18 protein-coding genes and 1 tRNA gene are annotated in these 17,955 nt (G+C 70.2%); 6 read left to right on the top strand and 13 right to left on the bottom strand.

Translation table 11 applies throughout. The annotated features are described in order from the left end of the window. Positions 1–21: 21 nt before the first annotated feature. Genes ACPW96_RS10525 through ACPW96_RS10515 form a run of 3 tightly spaced genes read right to left on the bottom strand, consistent with a single transcriptional unit; the run spans position 22 to position 2,724 of the window. Positions 22–990, bottom strand: a complete 969-nt coding sequence (locus ACPW96_RS10525; RefSeq protein ID WP_425883034.1) for an FKBP-type peptidyl-prolyl cis-trans isomerase — start codon at positions 988–990, stop codon at positions 22–24. Positions 991–1,000: 10 nt separating this feature from the next. Then, positions 1,001–2,047: a tRNA (adenine-N1)-methyltransferase gene (locus ACPW96_RS10520; protein WP_425818178.1), complete on the bottom strand. Its 1,047-nt coding sequence runs from the start codon at positions 2,045–2,047 to the stop codon at positions 1,001–1,003. Beyond that, a complete protein-coding gene (locus ACPW96_RS10515; RefSeq protein ID WP_425818176.1) occupies positions 2,044–2,724 on the bottom strand; it encodes an HAD family hydrolase in 681 nt (226 codons plus the stop codon). Before ACPW96_RS10515 ends, ACPW96_RS10520 begins: the two co-directional genes overlap by 4 nt. A gap of 92 nt (positions 2,725–2,816) precedes the next feature. On the opposite strand from ACPW96_RS10515, the gene ACPW96_RS10510 reads away from it, so the two are divergent. Next, positions 2,817–3,680, top strand: coding sequence for a PAC2 family protein (locus tag ACPW96_RS10510; protein ID WP_425818174.1), 864 nt, complete (start codon positions 2,817–2,819; stop codon positions 3,678–3,680). A 37-nt stretch (positions 3,681–3,717) separates the two neighbouring features. On the opposite strand, the gene ACPW96_RS10505 is transcribed toward ACPW96_RS10510, so the two are convergent. Both ACPW96_RS10505 and ACPW96_RS10500 read right to left on the bottom strand, forming a co-directional pair. Next, a complete protein-coding gene (locus ACPW96_RS10505) occupies positions 3,718–4,548 on the bottom strand; it encodes an undecaprenyl-diphosphate phosphatase (RefSeq protein WP_425883032.1) in 831 nt (276 codons plus the stop codon). Positions 4,549–4,620: 72 nt separating this feature from the next. Further along, positions 4,621–5,952 carry a M20/M25/M40 family metallo-hydrolase gene (locus ACPW96_RS10500; protein ID WP_425883031.1) on the bottom strand — a complete coding sequence of 444 codons (1,332 nt, stop codon included), beginning with the start codon at positions 5,950–5,952 and terminating at the stop codon, positions 4,621–4,623. Between the two features lie 82 nt (positions 5,953–6,034). On the opposite strand from ACPW96_RS10500, the gene ACPW96_RS10495 reads away from it, so the two are divergent. Both ACPW96_RS10495 and ACPW96_RS10490 read left to right on the top strand, forming a co-directional pair. Next, positions 6,035–6,118 (top strand) — tRNA-Leu (locus tag ACPW96_RS10495). A gap of 178 nt (positions 6,119–6,296) precedes the next feature. Then, positions 6,297–6,806 carry a hypothetical protein gene (locus tag ACPW96_RS10490; RefSeq protein ID WP_425883029.1) on the top strand — a complete coding sequence of 170 codons (510 nt, stop codon included), beginning with the start codon at positions 6,297–6,299 and terminating at the stop codon, positions 6,804–6,806. Positions 6,807–6,855: 49 nt separating this feature from the next. Here the strand turns inward: ACPW96_RS10490 and ACPW96_RS10485 are convergent, their stop codons facing one another. Both ACPW96_RS10485 and ACPW96_RS10480 read right to left on the bottom strand, forming a co-directional pair. Further along, the gene (locus tag ACPW96_RS10485; RefSeq protein WP_425883027.1) at positions 6,856–7,935 is read right to left on the bottom strand and encodes a VIT1/CCC1 transporter family protein; all 1,080 of its coding nucleotides are present in this window, start codon (positions 7,933–7,935) and stop codon (positions 6,856–6,858) included. A 201-nt stretch (positions 7,936–8,136) separates the two neighbouring features. After that, a complete protein-coding gene (locus tag ACPW96_RS10480; protein ID WP_425883025.1) occupies positions 8,137–9,960 on the bottom strand; it encodes a DEAD/DEAH box helicase in 1,824 nt (607 codons plus the stop codon). Between the two features lie 126 nt (positions 9,961–10,086). Here ACPW96_RS10480 and ACPW96_RS10475 point away from each other — a divergent pair, with 126 nt between their 5' ends. Continuing rightward, entirely contained in the window at positions 10,087–10,941 is an 855-nt protein-coding gene (locus tag ACPW96_RS10475) for an SGNH/GDSL hydrolase family protein (RefSeq protein WP_425818162.1), read from the top strand. A gap of 247 nt (positions 10,942–11,188) precedes the next feature. Here ACPW96_RS10475 and ACPW96_RS10470 read toward each other — a convergent pair whose 3' ends face one another. Next, positions 11,189–11,770, bottom strand: coding sequence for a dihydrofolate reductase family protein (locus tag ACPW96_RS10470; RefSeq protein WP_425818160.1), 582 nt, complete (start codon positions 11,768–11,770; stop codon positions 11,189–11,191). An 88-nt stretch (positions 11,771–11,858) separates the two neighbouring features. Further along, a complete protein-coding gene (locus ACPW96_RS10465) occupies positions 11,859–12,656 on the bottom strand; it encodes a TrmH family RNA methyltransferase (protein ID WP_425883024.1) in 798 nt (265 codons plus the stop codon). Positions 12,657–12,823: 167 nt separating this feature from the next. Here ACPW96_RS10465 and ACPW96_RS10460 point away from each other — a divergent pair, with 167 nt between their 5' ends. Together ACPW96_RS10460 and ACPW96_RS10455 are read left to right on the top strand one after the other, a co-directional pair. Continuing rightward, positions 12,824–13,669 carry a Sir2 family NAD-dependent protein deacetylase gene (locus ACPW96_RS10460; RefSeq protein WP_425883023.1) on the top strand — a complete coding sequence of 282 codons (846 nt, stop codon included), beginning with the start codon at positions 12,824–12,826 and terminating at the stop codon, positions 13,667–13,669. A 19-nt stretch (positions 13,670–13,688) separates the two neighbouring features. Beyond that, positions 13,689–14,300, top strand: a complete 612-nt coding sequence (locus tag ACPW96_RS10455) for a histidine phosphatase family protein (protein WP_425818156.1) — start codon at positions 13,689–13,691, stop codon at positions 14,298–14,300. A 13-nt stretch (positions 14,301–14,313) separates the two neighbouring features. On the opposite strand, the gene ACPW96_RS10450 is transcribed toward ACPW96_RS10455, so the two are convergent. The 4 genes from ACPW96_RS10450 to ACPW96_RS10435 all read right to left on the bottom strand — a co-directional run bounded on the left by ACPW96_RS10450 (position 14,314) and on the right by ACPW96_RS10435 (position 17,952). Then, complete coding sequence (locus ACPW96_RS10450; RefSeq protein WP_425883021.1) at positions 14,314–15,168, bottom strand: PHP domain-containing protein; 855 nt, start codon at positions 15,166–15,168, stop codon at positions 14,314–14,316. Positions 15,169–15,291: 123 nt separating this feature from the next. Then, positions 15,292–16,104, bottom strand: coding sequence for an HpcH/HpaI aldolase/citrate lyase family protein (locus tag ACPW96_RS10445; RefSeq protein WP_425883019.1), 813 nt, complete (start codon positions 16,102–16,104; stop codon positions 15,292–15,294). Further along, positions 16,101–16,772 (bottom strand): MaoC/PaaZ C-terminal domain-containing protein, encoded by a 672-nt coding sequence (locus ACPW96_RS10440; protein ID WP_425883017.1) that lies wholly within the window; start codon positions 16,770–16,772, stop codon positions 16,101–16,103. Before ACPW96_RS10440 ends, ACPW96_RS10445 begins: the two co-directional genes overlap by 4 nt. Positions 16,773–16,782: 10 nt before the next feature. Continuing rightward, entirely contained in the window at positions 16,783–17,952 is a 1,170-nt protein-coding gene (locus ACPW96_RS10435) for an acyl-CoA dehydrogenase family protein (RefSeq protein ID WP_425883016.1), read from the bottom strand. Between the last annotated feature and the right edge of the window lie 3 nt (positions 17,953–17,955).

The following is a 17,955-nucleotide window of genomic DNA, read 5'->3' as shown; positions in this document are numbered from 1 at the left end:
CGCCGGTTCCGGCCCCCTTGACTATTGCGCGGGGGCGGCGTCGATGCCGAGGATGTCGATCACGAACACCAGCGTCGAATTCGCCGGGATGCTGCCCTGCGCCTGGTCGCCGTAGCCGGCCTCCGGCGGGATCACCACGAGGATCTGCGAACCGACCGTCTGACCCTCGAGCGCCTGCCCGAAGCCCTCGACGACTCCCTCGACCGTGAGCGATACGGGCTCCTTGCCCCAGGAGCTGTCGAAGACCTCCTTCTCCGCCCACGTGACACCGGTGTAGTGGACGCGCACGGGGTCATCGCCGGTGACGACCTCGCCGTCGCCCTTCTTGAGCACCTGCACGACGACCTCGTTCGGCGGGGCGGCATCCGGGATCATGATCCCGGGCGTGCCATCGGCCGCACGGACGACCGTGGGCAGCCCCCGGCCTTCGACGAACTGGTCTCTGCCGTCGGCCCTGGGAAGGTAGACCTTGCGCACGTCGACCACGGCCACGGCGGAGTCGCCCTCCGCCAGGCCGATCGTGGACGCTGCGCCGGCGTCGATGTCATCGGGGGCGATGACGGCGACAACCCGGGACCCCTCGGTGGCGCACTCCAGCGCGTCGCCCAGCCCCGGGACCGCCCCGGTCCAGTCCGACAGCGGGACGACCTGGGCATTCGAGCCGTCGTAGGCCGTCTGGAAGAGCGTCTCGCCGTCGGTGCCGTTGACGATGGTCAGATCGAGCACGACGAGCTGGCCGTCCTCGGTGATGGCGGCGCCGGTGCCCGTCTCGATGTCGGCGAACGTGGTGGACTTGGCCTTCAGCGGCGTGTATGCGTCGACCTCCGGAGCGGAGTCCGTGTCACCGGAGACCGTGACGAGATCGGCCGCGGCCCCGTCCGAGGCCGGTCGGGTGCATCCGTCCGGGCTCGCGGAACCGGACGAGGAGCACCCGGCGAGGGTCAGAGCGGCGAGCGCCGAGACGGCCAGGACAGCGGGGATTCTACGCACGCGCTTCAGTCTATTCGGTCGGCTCCGGCGCGATCTGCGGCTGTGAGCGGGAGTCGTCTGCGGGGGGAGCGGATGCCGCGAGGCGAGCGCCGTCCGCGGCGCGCTGCGCCTCGCGGACGCGCTTGCGGAGGTTCTTGTCGGTGATGTCGCGGTCACCGACGGCCCCAGGCGTCCAGAGCTCGACGTCCTGGTCTCCGTAGCTGGACTTCGACGCGCGGCGCTTGACCTCCGGCAGCACCGACCCCGGCGCCAGGCGCCGGGCCGTGAGCAGGAATCCGGTATGCGCCACCATCCGGTGATCCGGCCGCACGGCGAGTCCCTCGACGTGCCAGCCGCGCACCATGGTCTCGCTGGCATCGGGCTCGGTGAACAGGCCTGTGCCGCGGATGTACTCCGCGACACGGGACAGCTGCGTGGCCGTCGCGATATAGCAGAGCACCACTCCCCCAGGCGTCAGGGCATCCGCGACCGCGTCGATGCACTCCCACGGCGCCAGCATGTCGAGCACGATGCGGTCGACGCTTCCGGCCGCCACGTGATCCGGCAGCTCCTCGACCAGGTCTCCCACCACCACCTCCCATGATGGGGGCGCTTCTCCCAGGAACGTCTCGACGTTCGCCCTCGCGACATCAGCGAACTCCTCGCGTCGCTCGAACGAGACGAGGCGCCCCTCGGGGCCGATGGCCCGCAGCAGCCACAGTGCCAGCGCGCCCGAGCCGACACCCGCCTCCACGACGGTGGCACCGGGGAACACATCGGCCTGCGCGAGGATCTGCGCGGCATCCTTCGGGTAGATGATCGCGGCCCCGCGCGGCATCGACATCACGAAGTCGCGCAGAAGAGGCCGCAGGGCGAGGTACTCGTGACCAGCGCTGTTGGGGACCACGGATCCGTCGGGAAGCCCGACGAGAGCCTCGTGCTTGAGGACGCCGTGATGGGTGTGCAGCTCGCCGCCCGGTCGCAGCGTCACGGTGTGCAGCCGGTTCTTGGGTCCGGTCAGCTGCACGCGATCGCCGAGCCGAAAGGGTCCGCTCGGCCGGGTGTCGACATCCGTCATCTCTTCGCTCCTGTGTGCGCGGCATGGAACTGCGCGATGTCGTCGACGGTGCGCCCGTCGAGGCTTGGCCAGAGGCCGGCGGCGCCGGCACCCTGCAGCGAGACCATGTGCGGCACGCCGAGGGTCACCGCGCCGGATGCGACGGCCGAGCGGATGCCGTTCGGGGAGTCCTCGATCGCCACGGTCTCGCTCGGGTCGACGCCGAGCGCGGCGCAGGCCTGCAGATAGGGGTCGGGGAAGGGCTTCGGACGCGTGGACTCATCGCCGGCGATGACCACGTCGAACGCCGGGAAGTCGATCAGCTCGATGATGCTCTGCGCCATGCGACGCACCGACATCGTGACGAGCGCGGTCGGGATGCCTGCCATCTTGAGGTCCTGGAGCAGCTCGCGCGCGCCGGGACGGAACGGAACCCCGTCCGCAGCCACCCGACGCAGCACGCTGTCGGTCAGGGTCTCGATGATGTCGTGCACGCCCATCCGCACGCCGGCGCTCTGGAAGATCCGCGCCGAGTCCTCGAGCCCCAGCCCGACGAGCTGGAGGCCCTGTTCGTGCGACCACGTGCCCCCGAAGCCCTCTACGAGGGGGTACTCCGCCGCCATCCAGTACGGCTCGGTGTCGACGAGCGTGCCGTCCATGTCCCACAGCACGGCGCGCGGAGGAAGGGGCGCTGTCACTTCATCAGGTTACCGGGCGGGATGCCGCCGCCCGCTCCGGAGACCGTGCGCCTATCCTGGAGGGAACCCGCGCGGCGGGCGCTGGAGGTGTGGTGGACGGACTGGGACGCAGGGTGATCGTGGCCGCGTTCGACGGCTGGAACGACGCCGGCGAGGCGGCCTCCTCAGCGGTGGCGCAGCTTCGCGACGAGGGCTCGTACGAGCCGGTGTTCTCCGTCGACCCGGAGCTCTACTTCGACTACCAGTACACGCGACCCACCGTCGCGATCGACGGGGAGGGCAACCGCGAGCTGCGCTGGCCCGAGGCGACGCTGCTGCGACCGGTCAAGCCGAGTCGCGGTGTTCAGCTCTGGCTGCTGACGGGCGTGGAGCCCGCTCGCGCGTGGCAGGCGTTCTCCACGGAGTTCGTCGACGTCGCCCTCCGCGAGGACATCACGGGCTTCGTCGCGCTCGGATCCATGATGTCCGACGTGCCGCACACCCGCCCGATCTCGATCTTCGCCGGCAGCGACAACGAACGGGTGCGGGATGAGCTCCGGCTCGAGCGCAGCACCTACGAAGGCCCGGTCGGCATTCTGAGCGTGCTGGCGCACTCGGCCGAGCAGGCCGGCATCCCCTCCGCCAGCCTCTGGGCGAGCGTGCCGCACTACGTCGCCGGGCACACCCCCTCTCCGAAGGCGACGCTCGCCCTGCTCGACCGCCTCGAGGACATCACGGGAGCCGAGGTGAGCCGGGGGGAACTGGCCACGCAGTCGGCCGCGTGGGAGGCATCGATCGACGCGGCAGCGGCTGACGACGAGGAGATGACCGAGTACATCCGCCAGCTGGAGCGCACCCGCGACACGTGGGACTCGCCGGAGGCCTCCGGGGATGCGATCGCCCAGGAGTTCGAGCGCTACCTCCGCCGCGGCGGCGACGGGCCGTCCAAGCCCGGTCGCGACGACCCGCGCCGTTGACCCCACGACAGGCTCAGGGACCGTCTGGCTGCGGGTATCAGTACGGCTGGAGCACCCCGGTGCTCAGCAGCACGATCAGCAGAACGCCCAGAGCCAGCCGGTAGATCACGAACGGCAGGAAGCTGCCGCGCTTGAGGTACTGCATCAGGAACGCGATCACGCCGAGGCCGACCGCGAAGGCGACGCCCGTCGCGACGGCGGTGTCGATCGGCCCGTACGGGCCGCCCTGCTCCTCGAAGCTCTGGATGAGCTCGTACAGGCCGCTGCCGAAGACGGCGGGCACCGCGAGCAGGAAGGCGTACTCCGCGGCGGCCGGACGCGTGTAGCCCAGCGCCAGTCCGAGCGTCGTGGTGGCCCCGGAGCGGGAGACGCCGGGGATGAGTGCCAACGCCTGCGCGAAGCCGAGGCCCAGGCCGTGCGGGTAGGTCAGGTCGGGAAGCTCGCGCGTTCGCTTGCCGTAGCGGTCGGCCGCGCCGAGCAGAAGGCCGAACACGATCATGACGACCGCGACGAGCCACAGGTTGCGGAAGGTACCGCGGATGACGTCCTGGAAGAGAAAGCCCAGCACGCCGATGGGGATCGTGCCGATGATGATCAGCCAGCCCATGCGGGCGTCCGGGTCGTTGCGGGGGATCTTGCCGCCCAGCGCCTGGAACCACGCCTTGATCACGCGGGTGATCGTTCCCCAGAAGTACACGAGCACCGCCGTCTCGGTGCCGAGCTGCGTGATGGCGGTGAACGTGGCGCCCGGATCCTGCGCGGACGGCAGGAACTCGCCGATGATGCGCAGGTGTGCGCTGGATGAGATGGGCAGAAACTCGGTGAGGCCCTGCACGAGGCCGAGGATGATCGCTTCGATCAACTGCATGGACGGCGCCTTTCGGTTGGACGCGACGGTGCGAGGGGTGATCTGGATGCCACGCTCGCGGCATCCGGGGGGTCAGTAGCTTCGCAGCAGGTCGGTCAGCACGCGCTGTCCGAAGACGAGCGCGTCGATGGGCACGCGTTCGTCCACACCATGGAACATACCCGTGAAATCGAGATCGGCCGGCAGGCGCAGGGGCGCGAAGCCGTAGCCGGTGATGCCCAGAGTGGAGAGCGCCTTGTTGTCGGTGCCCGCCCCGAGCAGGTATGGGATGACGGGGATGCCCGGGTCGTGGCGACCGAGCGAGGCGACCATCGCATCGACGAGCGATCCCTCGTAAGGCACCTCGAGGCCGATATCGCGGACGACGATCTCGATCTCGATGTCATCGCCCACGATCCGCTGGATGTCGGCGAGCGCCGCGTCTTCGGTGCCCGGGAGGGTGCGCACGTCGATGAGGGCCTCGGCGGTGTCGGGGATGACGTTGTGCTTGTAGCCGGCGGTCAGCACGGTGGGATTCGTCGTGGTGCGGAACGTCGAGCGGATGAACGCCTCTGCGGCGCCCGTGGTTTCCGCGAGGGCGTCCGGATCGTCGTCGTTCGACCCGCTGACATCCTTCAGGCCGGCCAGCAGCGCCTCGGTGGTGGTCGTCAGGCTCACCGGCCACTCGGTGCGGCCGAGCGCCGCGACGGCTTCGGCCAGTCGCGTGATCGCGTTGTCGGGATGCACGCGGCTGCCGTGACCCGCGCGTCCGCGGGCGCGGAGCCGGATCCAGACCAGGGCCTTCTCTCCGACCTGCAGGAGATAGGCCCGACGGTCGCCGACCGAGATGGAGTAGCCGCCGACCTCGCTGATCGCCTCCGTGGCTCCCTCGAACCACTCGGGACGCTGCCTCACGACCAGGGCCGAGCCTTCGACGCCGCCGTTCTCCTCGTCGGCGAAGAAGGCCAGGATGATGTCCCGCTCGGGTTGTTCGCCCGCGCGGAGGATGTCCGCCACGGCGGTGAGGATCATGGCATCCATGTTCTTCATGTCGACGGCGCCACGGCCCCAGAGCAGGCCGTCGCGCACGACGCCCTCGAAGGGATCCACGCTCCACGACTCGGCAGCCGCCGGAACCACATCCAGATGCCCGTGCAGGATGAGCGCGGGCTTGTCGGGATTGCGACCCGCCACGCGCGCCATCACGTTGGTACGCCGCGCGATCGGCTCGAAGTACTCCGGCTTCAGGCCGATGCTCTCGAGGTAGGCGCCGACGTACTCGGCCGCTTCCCGCTCGCCCTTCGCGTTGCCGCCGCCGTAGTTGCTGGTGTCGAACCGGATGAGGTCCGCAGCGATGCGCGCCACCTCGGGAAGGTCGGTGGATGCCGCTGCGCGCGTCTCGTCGGAGTGCGGTTCGGCGGGCATGCGCACCAGGCTACCTGCGTTCGGTCGCCCACCCGAAACGTGATAATGTCGTTCTTCGGTTGGGAACAGCCGAGACACCCTTGCGCGGGTGGCGGAATAGGTAGACGCGCTAGCTTGAGGTGCTAGTGCCCGAAAGGGCGTGGGGGTTCAAGTCCCCCCTCGCGCACATTCGTGAAGAAGGCCCCCGGTAGGGGGCCTTCTTCCGTCTCGCCCATTGAGGTGCGTGTCGCCCAGTGGGATCCTGGTGTCTCAATCGCGGTATCTCGACGCCCTGGGTCGTAGCGCCGTTTCGCCCACCCGACCGCCCGAACGTGGAACGTACCGCCCTATCCCGGGAGGCTCTCATGTTCATCGCCTCGCGACGCCGGCTCGGTGTCGCAGCACTCCTCGCGGCGGCGTTCAGCGTCGTCGCTCTGCCGTCGGCGGCGCTGGCCGCCGAACCGTATGACGCGCAATTCCCCGCCGGTCAAGCCTGCAGCTTCGAGCTCGGGCTGAACATCACGTCCGGTGGAAACATGGTCGAGCGGGAATTCACCGACCGCGAGGGCAACGTCGTGCGCACGCTCACGGCTGGGAAGGGATTCGGCCTGACCTTCACCAACGTCGACACCGGAGCTGCGCTCTCCTCCCGGAGCAACGGATTCGCCACCCGGACCGTTCTCAATCCCGACGGATCCTCCACCGTGACCAGCACCGGTCACACCCTGGTGATCCTCTTCCCCACCGATGTCCCGGCCGGGCCCAGCACGACGCTGTACGTGGGCCGCGTGACCTATACGTCGACAGCCACCAATGACTTCACGATCACCGGGTCATCGGGACGGACCATCGACGTCTGCCGTGAGCTGACCTAGACACGAGCAGGACCGGGGTCGCGGCATCCACACCACGTGGTGTCGCGGATCAGCCCATCGAGACGCCGAACAGCAGACCGAGGGCGTAGGTGATCGCCGCCGCGCCGTAGCCGATCATCAACTGGCGGAGCGCCCGTCGCAGTGGCGGGCCGCCCGAGAGCAGCCCGACCATCGCGCCGGTGGCGAGCAGCGCGATGCCGACAAGCACCAGCGCGACGACGACGGCGGCGACTCCGGACAGTCCGAAGATCCATGGAAGCACCGGGATGATCGCCCCGGAAGCGAAGAAGAGGAAGCTCGAGACGGCCGCGCCCCAGGCGCCGCCGACGACGTCGTACCCGTCCGGGCCGTCGTGGGCGGCAGCGGGCGACGCGCCCGCTCGGGCCGCTTCGACGACGAGACGGGCCCGTGCGAGGGCCTCGTCGCTGTCCATACCCCTCGTCCGGTAGACGAGAGCCAGTTCGTTGGCGTCGAGGTCGAGGTCGGGCAGCACGTCGTCGGCGTATCCGTTCGGCTCCGTCGCGGCGAGCAGCTCCCGCTGCGACCGCACCGACACGAACTCCCCCGCCCCCATGGAGAGGGCACCGGCAAGGAGACCCGCGATGCCGCTGAACAGGACGAACTGGGGCGCGACACCGGTCGCTCCGATGCCGAGCACGAGCGCGAGGTTGCTGACGAGGCCGTCGTTCGCGCCGAAGACCGCGGCCCGGAAGGTGCCGGACAGGCGCCGGCGCCCGCGCGCCGCGAGTCCGCGTACCACCTCGTGGTGGATCTTCTCGTCGGCGCGCATCGTGTCGGTGGCCGCGTCGTCCTTCTCGTACGGCGAGCGCCCCTCGGCCTGCTGTGCGAGAGCGAGCACGAAGATGGTGCCGAAGTGACGAGCCATCCAGGCGAGGGTCCTGGTGCCCAGGTCGGGCTGCGGGAGCCGGGCCGGCTCCCCGTCGAGGAGCGTGAGCCAGTGCCTCTCATGCCTGCCCTCGGCAGCCGCGAGCTCGAGGAGGATCTCGCGATCCTCGCCGGACTTGCGGGCGGCCAGTTCCCGGTAGAGGCGCGCCTCGGCGCGCTCGTTGACGAGATAGCGCGCCCACCGCCGGCGATCGGCTGCGGTGGGTGCTGCGGGCGCGCTCATAGGGGCCTCCGGAGACAGGCGGGCACGAGGGGGGACGTCTCCACGCTACCGACGCCTTCGCTTGCCGCCCGCCTCGAGACGGGGATTGTCAGTATTTCGGACCCCCGAAGCGGCAGGGGTGCAGCGGCCGGCGCACGACCGGCGCCGGGCGGCGGGCGTAGGGCGCCAGGCGTCCAGAGGCGGTTGGACGGGGCGGCAGGCCTACGAACGGACGCGCGCGCGCAGCACGTCGACCCGGGCCTGCAGCTGTGCGACCGTCGCCTGCGCGACCGCCGGCCCGCCGCACACGCGGCGGAGCTCGGCGTGCACGGCACCGTGCGGCTCGTTCGTCTGGCGTGCGTACAGACCGACGAGGCTGTTCAGGAGCTGCCGCTGCTCTTTCAGCGTGCGGTGCAAGGCAACGGGGAGAGTGGATGCCGCGGCATCCGGATTCTGCGCCTCCCGCTGCTCCCTCGAGTGCCGGTGGCGGGACTGCCGAGCTTGACGCTGCATCAGCAGGTCGTGCACGTGCTCGGGTTCGAGCAGGCCCGGAAGCCCGATGAACTCCAGTTCCTCCTCGGTGCCCGGTTCCGCGAGCTGACCGAACTCCTTGCCCTCGAACACGACCCGATCGAAGTGCGCGAGCGAGGAGATGGCCTGGTAGGTGAACTCCTCGGTCAGGGAGTCCGACGCCTTCTCCTCGCGATTCTCCGACTCGAGCAGGTCGTCGTCGAGCCCGTCGTCGTCCTTCTCGCCGCGATCGAGGGCGTGGTCGCGCTGTCGCTCCAGCTCGCCCGCGAGGGCCAGCAGCGTCGGCACGTTGGGCAGGAAGATGCTCGCGGCCTCACCTCGCCGCCGCGCACGCACGAACCGGCCGATGGCCTGGGCGAAGAAGAGCGGCGTGGAGGCGGAGGTCGCGTAGACGCCGACCGCGAGGCGCGGGACGTCGACCCCCTCCGACACCATGCGGACCGCCACCATCCAGCGCGAGGTCGAGGACCCGAACTTCTCGATGCGGGCGGAGGCCTCGGCCTCATCGGACAGCACGACGGTCGGACGCTCGCCCGTGATGCCGCGCAGCAGCTCGGCGTAGGCCCGCGCGCTGGTCTGGTCGGTGGCGATGACGAGGCCGCCGGCATCCGGCACATGCTCCCGGATCTGGGTGAGCCTCTGATCGGCCGAGCGAAGCACCGCCGGCATCCACTCCCCCGCCGGATCGAGTGCCGTGCGCCACGCCTGCGCGTTCACATCCTTCGTGTTGTCCTGGCCGAGGTGCGCCTCCAATTCATCGCCCGCTCGCGTGCGCCAGCGCATCTTGCCGGCGTACACGTGGAAGAGCACCGGGCGCACGACGCCGTCCGCCAGGGCCCGCGCATAGCCGTAGGAGTAGTCCGTGCGGGAGACCCGGATGCCGTGCTCGTCGGGGAGGTACTCCACGAACGGGATCGGCGCCGTGTCGCTGCGGAACGGGGTTCCGGAGAGGAGCAGGCGGCGCGTCGCCCGGGCATAGGCCACGCGGAGCGCGTCGCCCCAGCTGAGCGCGTCACCGCCGTGGTGCACCTCGTCGAGGATCACGAGCGTGCGCTGCTCGAGGATCAGCCGCTCGTGCACCGACGCCTTCGTCGCCACCTGCGCGTAGGTCACGGCCACGCCGTGGAAGTGCCGGGCAGGCGCGGAGTACCGGTTGCTGAACGCCGGATCGAGCCGGATGCCGACCCTGGCCGCGGCATCCGCCCACTGCGTCTTCAGGTGCTCGGTCGGTGCCACGACGACGATGCGGTCGATCACCCGGCGCCGGATGAGCTCGGTCGCCAGGCGCAGGGCGAACGTCGTCTTTCCGGCGCCCGGTGTGGCGGCGGCAAGGAAGTCCCGTGGCCCTGACCCCACGCCGTCAGGCCCGTCCATGCCGAAGTAGAGGTCGAGCGCCTCGGCCTGCCACGCCCGGAGCCGCTCCGCGGTGCCCCACGGGGCTCGCTGCGGGTAGGAAGGCGACAGGTGCTCGGCGGCGAAGGAGCCGAGATGCGGGGCGGCCTCGACATCCGTCATGCGCGCCCCCTTCCGTACCCGTGCGCCGCGCGACACACGAGGGTCCACCATAGACGAGGTGGCCGACAGAGGCATGTCGACGTCCCGCGCTAGTGTCGACGGCGGGGGTCACGAACGAGGAGCGACATGTCCAGCATTGAGGCGGATCACCCGCCCGCCAACCCGGCGCCGCACCCCTGGCGGCGCTTGGTTGCGATCGGCGACTCCTTCACGGAGGGGATCGGCGATCCGGAGCCGAGCCTTCCCGACGGGCATCGCGGATGGGCCGACCGCGTCGCCGAGGTGCTCGCCCTGCAGGTCGACGATTTCGCCTACGCGAACCTGGCGGTGCGGGGCAGGCTGATCGCTCAGATCGTGGCCGACCAGATCGAGCCGGCGCTCGCGCTGAAGCCCGATCTCGTCACGTTCTCCGCCGGCGGCAACGACGTGATCCGGCCCGGGAGTGACCCGGATGCGGTCGCGAACCAGTTCGAGGATGCCGTCGTGCGGCTGCGCCGCGACGGCGCCACCGTGGTCGTCTTCACGGGAATCGACACGTACTTCACGCCGGTGTTCCGCGGGATCCGGGGAAAGGTGGCGATCTACAACGAGAACATCCGCGCCGTCGCCGAGCGCTACGACTGCATCGTCGCGGACATGTGGGCGCTGAAGGAGGTCCAGGACATGCGCTTCTTCGACCCGGATCGCCTGCACCTCAATCCCCTGGGCCACCACGAGGTCGCGCGCATGGTGCTGCGGGCGCTCAACGTGCCGAACGACCTGCAGCCGATGCAGCCCGACCCCCTTCCCCTGACGAAGTGGCGGCAGGCCCGGGCGAGCGATCTCGTGTGGGCTCGCTCGCACCTGATGCCCTGGGTGCTGCGACGCCTGCGGCATGAGTCGTCGGGGGATCACGTCACGGCGAAACGGCCGGAGCCGCTGCCGATCATCACTCTGGCGCCGGGTGCGGATGCCGCGGCAGAGCCCGGCGAGAAGGCCTGACGCTTCGATCCGCGCGGATGTGCCCGGTGAGCCAGCAGACGAGCGCCAGGAGCCGACGTTCGGCTGGCGAGGCTTGACTCAGGACGGTCCACGTTCTCGCGTCACATGGATCGATCAGCATGGCGTTCGCCTTCCCGAACTCGTCGAGGCAAACCCGCCCATACGGGGTTGCATCTCGATGTGTAAGAGGGAGGAGGCGGCGGTTTTCGTACGTCGCTCAGGTCAGAGCGGCATATCGGGGACGCGCCTAGGCGTGCCCGGCGAGGTCGGGAGGTCCGTCGAGCGGCGTCGGCACGTATTCGAGCAGCTGCAGTCTGCCGTCGAACAGGCGGCTCTGTACAAGCTCGAGGCGCACATCCGGGTACCCGTCGAAGATCCGGTCCGTCCCCGTGGCGCCCGTGATCACCGGGAAGAGAACGACCCGGTAGCGGTCGACGAGACCGGCGCGGAGCAGATCGCGGCAGAGTGAGACGCTGCCGAGGGTGCGCATCGGCCGGTCGGCGGACTCCTTCATCGAACGCACCGCCTCCACGGCGTCTTCTGTCACGAGCTCTGTGTTCGCCCACGAGAGCGGCGCCTCGAGAGTCGATGAGAACACGACCTTCGTTGCGGCGGTCAGCTCCCCCATCCCCCCTTCCTCGCCCGTCTCGGCGAAGCCGGACATCAGCCGGTACGTGTTGGCCCCCATCAGGACGATGTCGTCCTTCTCGGGCGACGTGTCGAGCCAGCCGAGGTATTCCGGACCTTCCATGCCCCAGAAGCCGGGCCAGCCTTCCGCCGCCCCGTATCCGTCCAGCGAGATGATGAAGTCGACGGTGACCCTTTGCATGACGCTTTCCTTCCGCTGCGGCCCGCAGGAGCGCGAGACGCGGCCATGGTAACGCCGGTGCCGTTCTCGGCGCGAGGACTGCGGCTGCTCAGCGCCGGAGCGCCCACAGCGCGACGGCGCTCGCGGCCGCGACGTTGAGCGAGTCGACGCCGCCCGCCATCGGGATCGTGACGATCGAGTCCGCCGCTTCGAGGGCGCGCGAGGTGAGTCCGTCACCCTCGGCGCCGAACACCACCGCGACCCGCTCATGCGCGGCCGCCGCGAACTCGTCCAACGGCACCGCCCCGTCGGCGAGGGCGAGCGCCGCGATGTGAAGATCCGCGGCGTGCAGGATGTCGCGCGCCTGCCCCCAGTCCGGCAGACGCGTCCACGGAACCTGGAATACGGTGCCCATGCTGACCCGGACGCTGCGGCGGTAGAGCGGATCGGCGCACCGCGGGGTGACCAGCACCGCATCGGCGCCGAGACCGGCGGCGGCGCGGAAGATCGCGCCGACGTTCGTGTGGTCGACCATGTCCTCGAGCACGACGACGAGCCGAGCGTCTGCGACGATGTCCGCGACGGACGGCAGCGGAGGGCGATGCATCGCGGCAAGGGCTCCCCGATGCACGGCATACCCCGTCAGCGCCTCGGCGATCTCGGGCGCGACCACGAACACGGGAGTGTCGTCGGTCAGAAGCGGCTCGACATCCGCCAGCCACTTCGCCTGCACGAGCACAGATCGCGGCCGGTGCCCCGCCGCGAGCGCCCGCGCGATCACCTTCGCCGACTCCGCGATGTAGAGCCCGCCCTCCGGCTCCAGCACACGCCGGAGCGCGATGTCGGTCAGGTCGCGATAGTCGCGCAGCAGCGGATCCTGGGGGTCGCCGACCGGGATGACGCGCATCGACGCTCCCTTCCGCTCCGCTCGACTCCACTCTGTCGCATCGGGCACTCCCCCGCATCGGGCACTCCCCCGCACCGGGCCGCTACGCCTCAGATCCCGGATGGCCCGTAACATCCCGGAAAAGCCCGGCACGTAGACTCGCCCCACCGCGAGAGGAGGCGAATCGAGTGGCGACCGTTCCACAGCTCGACGCTGAAGCGACCGCCATGGTCGATCGCGCCATCGCCACGCTCGCCGGACGGCGCGTCGCCGTGCTGACCGGCGCGGGCATCTCGACGGACTCCGGCATCCCGGACTACCGCGGTCAGGGCGCCCCGGTGCGCACCCCCATGACGGCCCAGCAGTTCCTCGCCGACGAGGCGGCGCGGCGGCGGTACTGGGTCGGCAGCCACCTCGGGTGGAACGCCTTCTCTGCCGCCTCCCCCAACGCAGGGCACGAGGCCCTGGCGACGCTGGAGTCACGCCGCATCGCCACGGGCGTGATCACGCAGAACGTCGACGGGCTGCACCTGCGAGCCGGCAGCAGCCGTGTGGTGGAACTGCACGGCACCATGCGCCGGGTCTTCTGCACCCACTGCGGCCAGGTGTTCGACCGGCGCGACATCGCCGCGCGCGTCGAGGCCGACAACCCCTGGATCTCCGTGCCCGCGAACATCCGCCTGGCGCCCGACGGCGACGTGCTGCCCGAGAGCACGGACGGCTTCCTCGTTCCCGCGTGCACCGTCTGCGGCGGGATGCTGAAGCCGGATGTCGTGTTCTTCGGCGAGTTCATCCCGCTCGAGAAATTCCGTGAGGCCGAAGCGCTCGTGCGGAGCAGCGATGCCCTCCTCATCGCCGGATCGTCGCTGGTGGTCAACTCCGGCATCCGGCTCGTCGAGCGCGCCCGCCGCCGCAGGATCCCCGTGGTCATCGTGAACAGGGGCGAGACCCGCGCCGACGCCCGTGCGACCGTGAAGGTCGATGCTGGCACGAGCGAGGTGCTCCGGACCCTGGCCGAGGCTCTTCCCAGCTGAAGCCCCCTAGGCTCGGATGGTGACCCTGCTGACCCTCGTGCGCCACGGCCAGACCGACTGGAACCTGGCGCGGCGTATCCAGGGATCGACGGATGTCCCCCTCAACGACACGGGTCGGGAGCAGGCGCTGGTTGCCGCCGCCGCCATCCGCCACGACCTGGAGGCCGAAGGCGGCCCCGCCCCGGTGATCGTCGCGAGCGACCTGTCGAGGGCCCGCGAGACAGCGGAGATCATCGCCACCGAGCTCGGTCTCCCCGCCCCGCGGCTCTACCAGGAACTTCGCGAACGCGCGTACGGCGAGGCCGAGGGCGTGCTCGTCGAGGAGTTCGGGGAGCGCTTCGGCGGGTGGGACCGCGACAGCATCCCGGGCGCCGAGTCCCGCAGCGCCCTGCGCCGCAGAGCGGTACGAGCCGCTCGGCGCGTCGTCCGCGATGTGCGGCACGACACCGCCCCGAGTCCCGTCGCGGTGATCGCCGTGTCGCACGGGGCCCTGATCAGCGAGCTGATCCGCCACGCGAGCGGCGACAGCCTTCCCCTTCCGGGCGAACGACTGGGCAACGGCTCCCTGCACCGCTTCGTCGTGGAACGGCACAGCATCCGGCTGGTGTCGTACGCGGGCGCGGTCCTCTAGCCTCCGAGCGGCGTCACCGGATCCAGAAGTCCTCCGGGCGTGACCCCGCTCGGAATCCGAACCACTCGAGCATCGCCGTCGCCTCCGGGAAGCCGGCTGCGAGACCGTCGGCCCCGTGCGCATCGCTGCCGAAGGAGACGGCTCGCCCGCCCTCTTCCCTCCACCACTGCGGAAGCCACGGCCACAGGCGCCGGGTGTTCATCTCCAGCACGCGGCCGGAGTCCGCGAGCGCACGCATCGCAGCCCGGAAGCCATCCTCGAACCTGCGGGGGTCGAACGGACCCTCGGCCTCGACCGGCCAGTAGCGCACCGCGTAGTCGATGTGGGTGAGCACCACGAACGAATCCGATCCGGCGACCATCCGCGGGATCTCCTCGAGGTACGCCCGCATCACCTCCTCTGCCGGCCTGTAGCGGAACAGTGTGGTCGGCTCCGACCGATTCCCGTCCTCGAACGGGAGCACGTGAAGCGAACCGTTCACGCGGTCGATCACACCGCTCGACAGCAAGGAGGCGGCCTGTGCGTCTCTCAAGTGCGGCTGCCCGAATTCGACACCCGTGAGGATACGAAGACCCGGGTGGCGATGGCGGCAGCGATCGATCGCCTCCAGGTAGCCGTCGGCGTCGAACGGCGGCAGTCGCACATGGCCGGTCGCGTCGACGTACTTCTGCGCGTGCTCGCCGATGTCGCCGTCATCGACCCGCCAGGCGTCCTCGAAGTCGAGGTGCTCGGTGAACACCACGGCCGGCAGTCCGATCCGCACCGCCCGCTCGCACGTGCGGGCCATCGACCCCGCGGACGCCGGATCGGAGCCGCAATCCCAGGACCACTCGCTGTGGACGTGCGAATCGGCGGGCAGGACCGTCATCTCTTCGAGGGTAGTCCGCCGCCGACGATGCGGCGAGGGTGAGGCGATCACGCGCGGCCGGGTCACGGCCGCCATCGCCGAGAGGCGGGCCGTGGACGAGAGGCTCGAGCGGCGTGCCGCGGACTAGGAGCCCGCGCGCCGCAGCATCGCCCGCGCGTGCCGCAGCACGGGCTCGTCGACCATACTGCCGCCGTACGTGAAGACGCCTCGCTCGCCTCGCGCGGCGGCGAGGACGGACTGTGCCCACGTGAGGTCCTTCTCCGCCGGCCGGTAGGCGTCGCGGATCACGTCCACCTGAGAAGGATGGATGCACGCGGTGGCCGCGAAGCCGGATGCCGCGGCGTCGGCGGCCTCGATGGCGAGGCGCTTCGTGTCGGCGATATCGAGGTGCACGGCATCGATCACCGCCTTGCCACGCGCTCCCCCGGCGAGGAGCACCCGCGAGCGGGCATACCGCGCGATGTCGCGATAGCGGCCGTTCGGCTTGCGGCTCGAACTGCCGCCGAGTGAGGCGACCAGGTCCTCCGCGCCCCACATCAGCGCCGTGACCTGAGGGCTCGCAGCCAGCTTCTCCGCGGCCGCGACTCCTCGTGCCGTTTCACACAGCGCGATGAGCGAGAAGCGGGGGTCGATCGCCTTCAGCACCTTGACGCCCTCGGCCTTCGCCACCATCACGGTGCGATAGTCGGTCTGCGAGAGGGTCGACAGGTCCGACGCGAACTCCTCGGTACCCGGTGGGTTGATCCGCACGATCACGCGGTCTGGGTCGAGGTCGGACTCGATCACCGCACCGCGCGCCGCCGTCTTGGACGTCGCCGAGACCGCATCCTCCAGATCGAGGATGACGGCATCCGCTCGTTCGAGCGCCTTCGCGAAGCGCTCGGGCCGGTCTGCCGGGCAGAACAGCAGAGCCGGGCCCAGCGTGAACTCGGTCACGACGACCCCTCGACAGGCTCGGGGACCGGACCGTCGGCGTCGGGAACCAACCCCTCGACAGGCTCGGGGACCGGACCGTCGGCGTCGGGGACCGGACGGTCGACAGGCTCGGGGACCGGACGGTCGACAGGCTCGGGGACCGGTCGGTCGACAGGGGGGGCCGGACGGTCGGCATGGGCATCCGCGCACCACATCAGCGCCACGCGCGTCGCGGTGGCCACCACGGTGCCGTCCTGGTTGCGGCCGGTGTGCCGCATCGTGACGAGCCCCTGACCGGGGCGGGACGAAGAGAGGCGCTTCGACTCGATCGTCGTCTCGGTGTAGAGGGTGTCGCCGGCGAACAGCGGATGCGGGAAGGCGATGTCGGACAGGCCGAGCTGCGCCACGAGCGTGCTCTGTGTCAGCTGCGTGACGGATGCGCCCACCATCGTCGCGAGCGTCCACATGGAGTTCATCAGCCGCTGACCGAACGGCTGAGTCGCGGAGTACGCGGCGTCCAGGTGCAGTGCCTGCGTGTTCATGGTGAGCGCCGAGAACAGCACGTTGTCGGCCTCGGTGACGGTCCGCCCCGGCCGGTGCGCGTAGCGCGCGCCCTCCTCGAACTCCTCGAAGTACAGCCCGCGCTGCACGATCTCTCGCCCGGAGTCCGGCCCTTCGCTGTGCGCCACGCTCGCCACGCTACCCGTGCAGGCCGAGCGCGCGCGAGATGACGAGAAGCTGCACCTCGTTCGTGCCCTCGCCGATCTCGAGGATCTTCGAGTCGCGATAGTGCCGGGCGACGGGGTATTCGTTCATGAAGCCGTTGCCTCCGAAGATCTGAGTGGCGTCGCGGGCGTTGTCCATCGCCGCATCGCTCGAGGTGAGCTTCGCGATGGCCGCCTCCACCTTGAACGGCCGGCCCGCGTCGCGCAGCCGGGCGGCGTGGTGCCAGGCGAGCCGGGCATTGTGCACGCGGGCCTGCATGCGGGCGATCGTGAACTGGATGTGCTGGCGGCTTGAGAGCACCTCGCCGAAGACGGTGCGCTTCTTCGCGTAGTCGATGGCCGCTTCAAGGCATCCCTCTGCTGCGCCGGTGGCGAGCGCCGCGATCGCGATGCGCCCCTCGTCGAGGATGTGCAGGAAGTTCGCGAATCCGCGGCCCTCCTCTCCCAGCAGATTGCCGACGGGCACGCGAGCGTCCTGGAATGTCAGCGGATGCGTGTCCGACGCGTTCCAGCCGACCTTGTCGTACGCCGGCTCGACGGTGAAGCCCGGCGTGCCGTGGGGCACCATGATCGTGGAGATCCGCTTGCGGCCGTTCTCTTCGCCGGTCACGGCGGTCACGGTCACGAAGCGCGTGATGTCGGTGCCGGAGTTCGTGATGAACTGCTTGGACCCGTTGATCACCCACTCCTCGCCCTCTCGGCGCGCGGTCGTGCGGGTCGCGCCGGCATCCGAGCCCGCCTCCGGCTCGGTGAGCCCGAACGCGGCCAGCGAGCGGCCGGCGAGCAGGTCGGGCAGCAGGTCCGCCTTCTGCGCGTCCGTGCCGAAGCGGAAGACCGGCATGGCGCCGAGGCTGACCCCGGCCTCGAGCGTGATGGCCATCGACTGGTCGACCCGGCCGAGGGCTTCGATCGCGAGGCAGAGGGCGAAGTAGTCGCCTCCCTGGCCGCCGACGTCCTCGGGGAACGGGAGCCCGAACAGCCCCATCTCCCCCATCTGCGCCACGACGTCCAGAGGCAGCCTGTGGGTGCGGTCGGCCTCGTAGCTGCGGGGCGCCACCACCTCATCGGCGAAGTCGCGCACCATCGAGGCGAGCTCGCGCTCATCGTCGGTCAGCTGGTCATTGGTGTGCAGGGAGTCGTACATGGG

The sequence above is a fragment of the Micromonospora sp. DT81.3 genome (assembly GCF_049847225.1).
Classification (GTDB): domain Bacteria; phylum Actinomycetota; class Actinomycetes; order Actinomycetales; family Microbacteriaceae; genus Microbacterium.
Note: the sequence above shows the minus strand (reverse complement) of the source record. Positions and strands in the feature narration are given on the sequence as shown.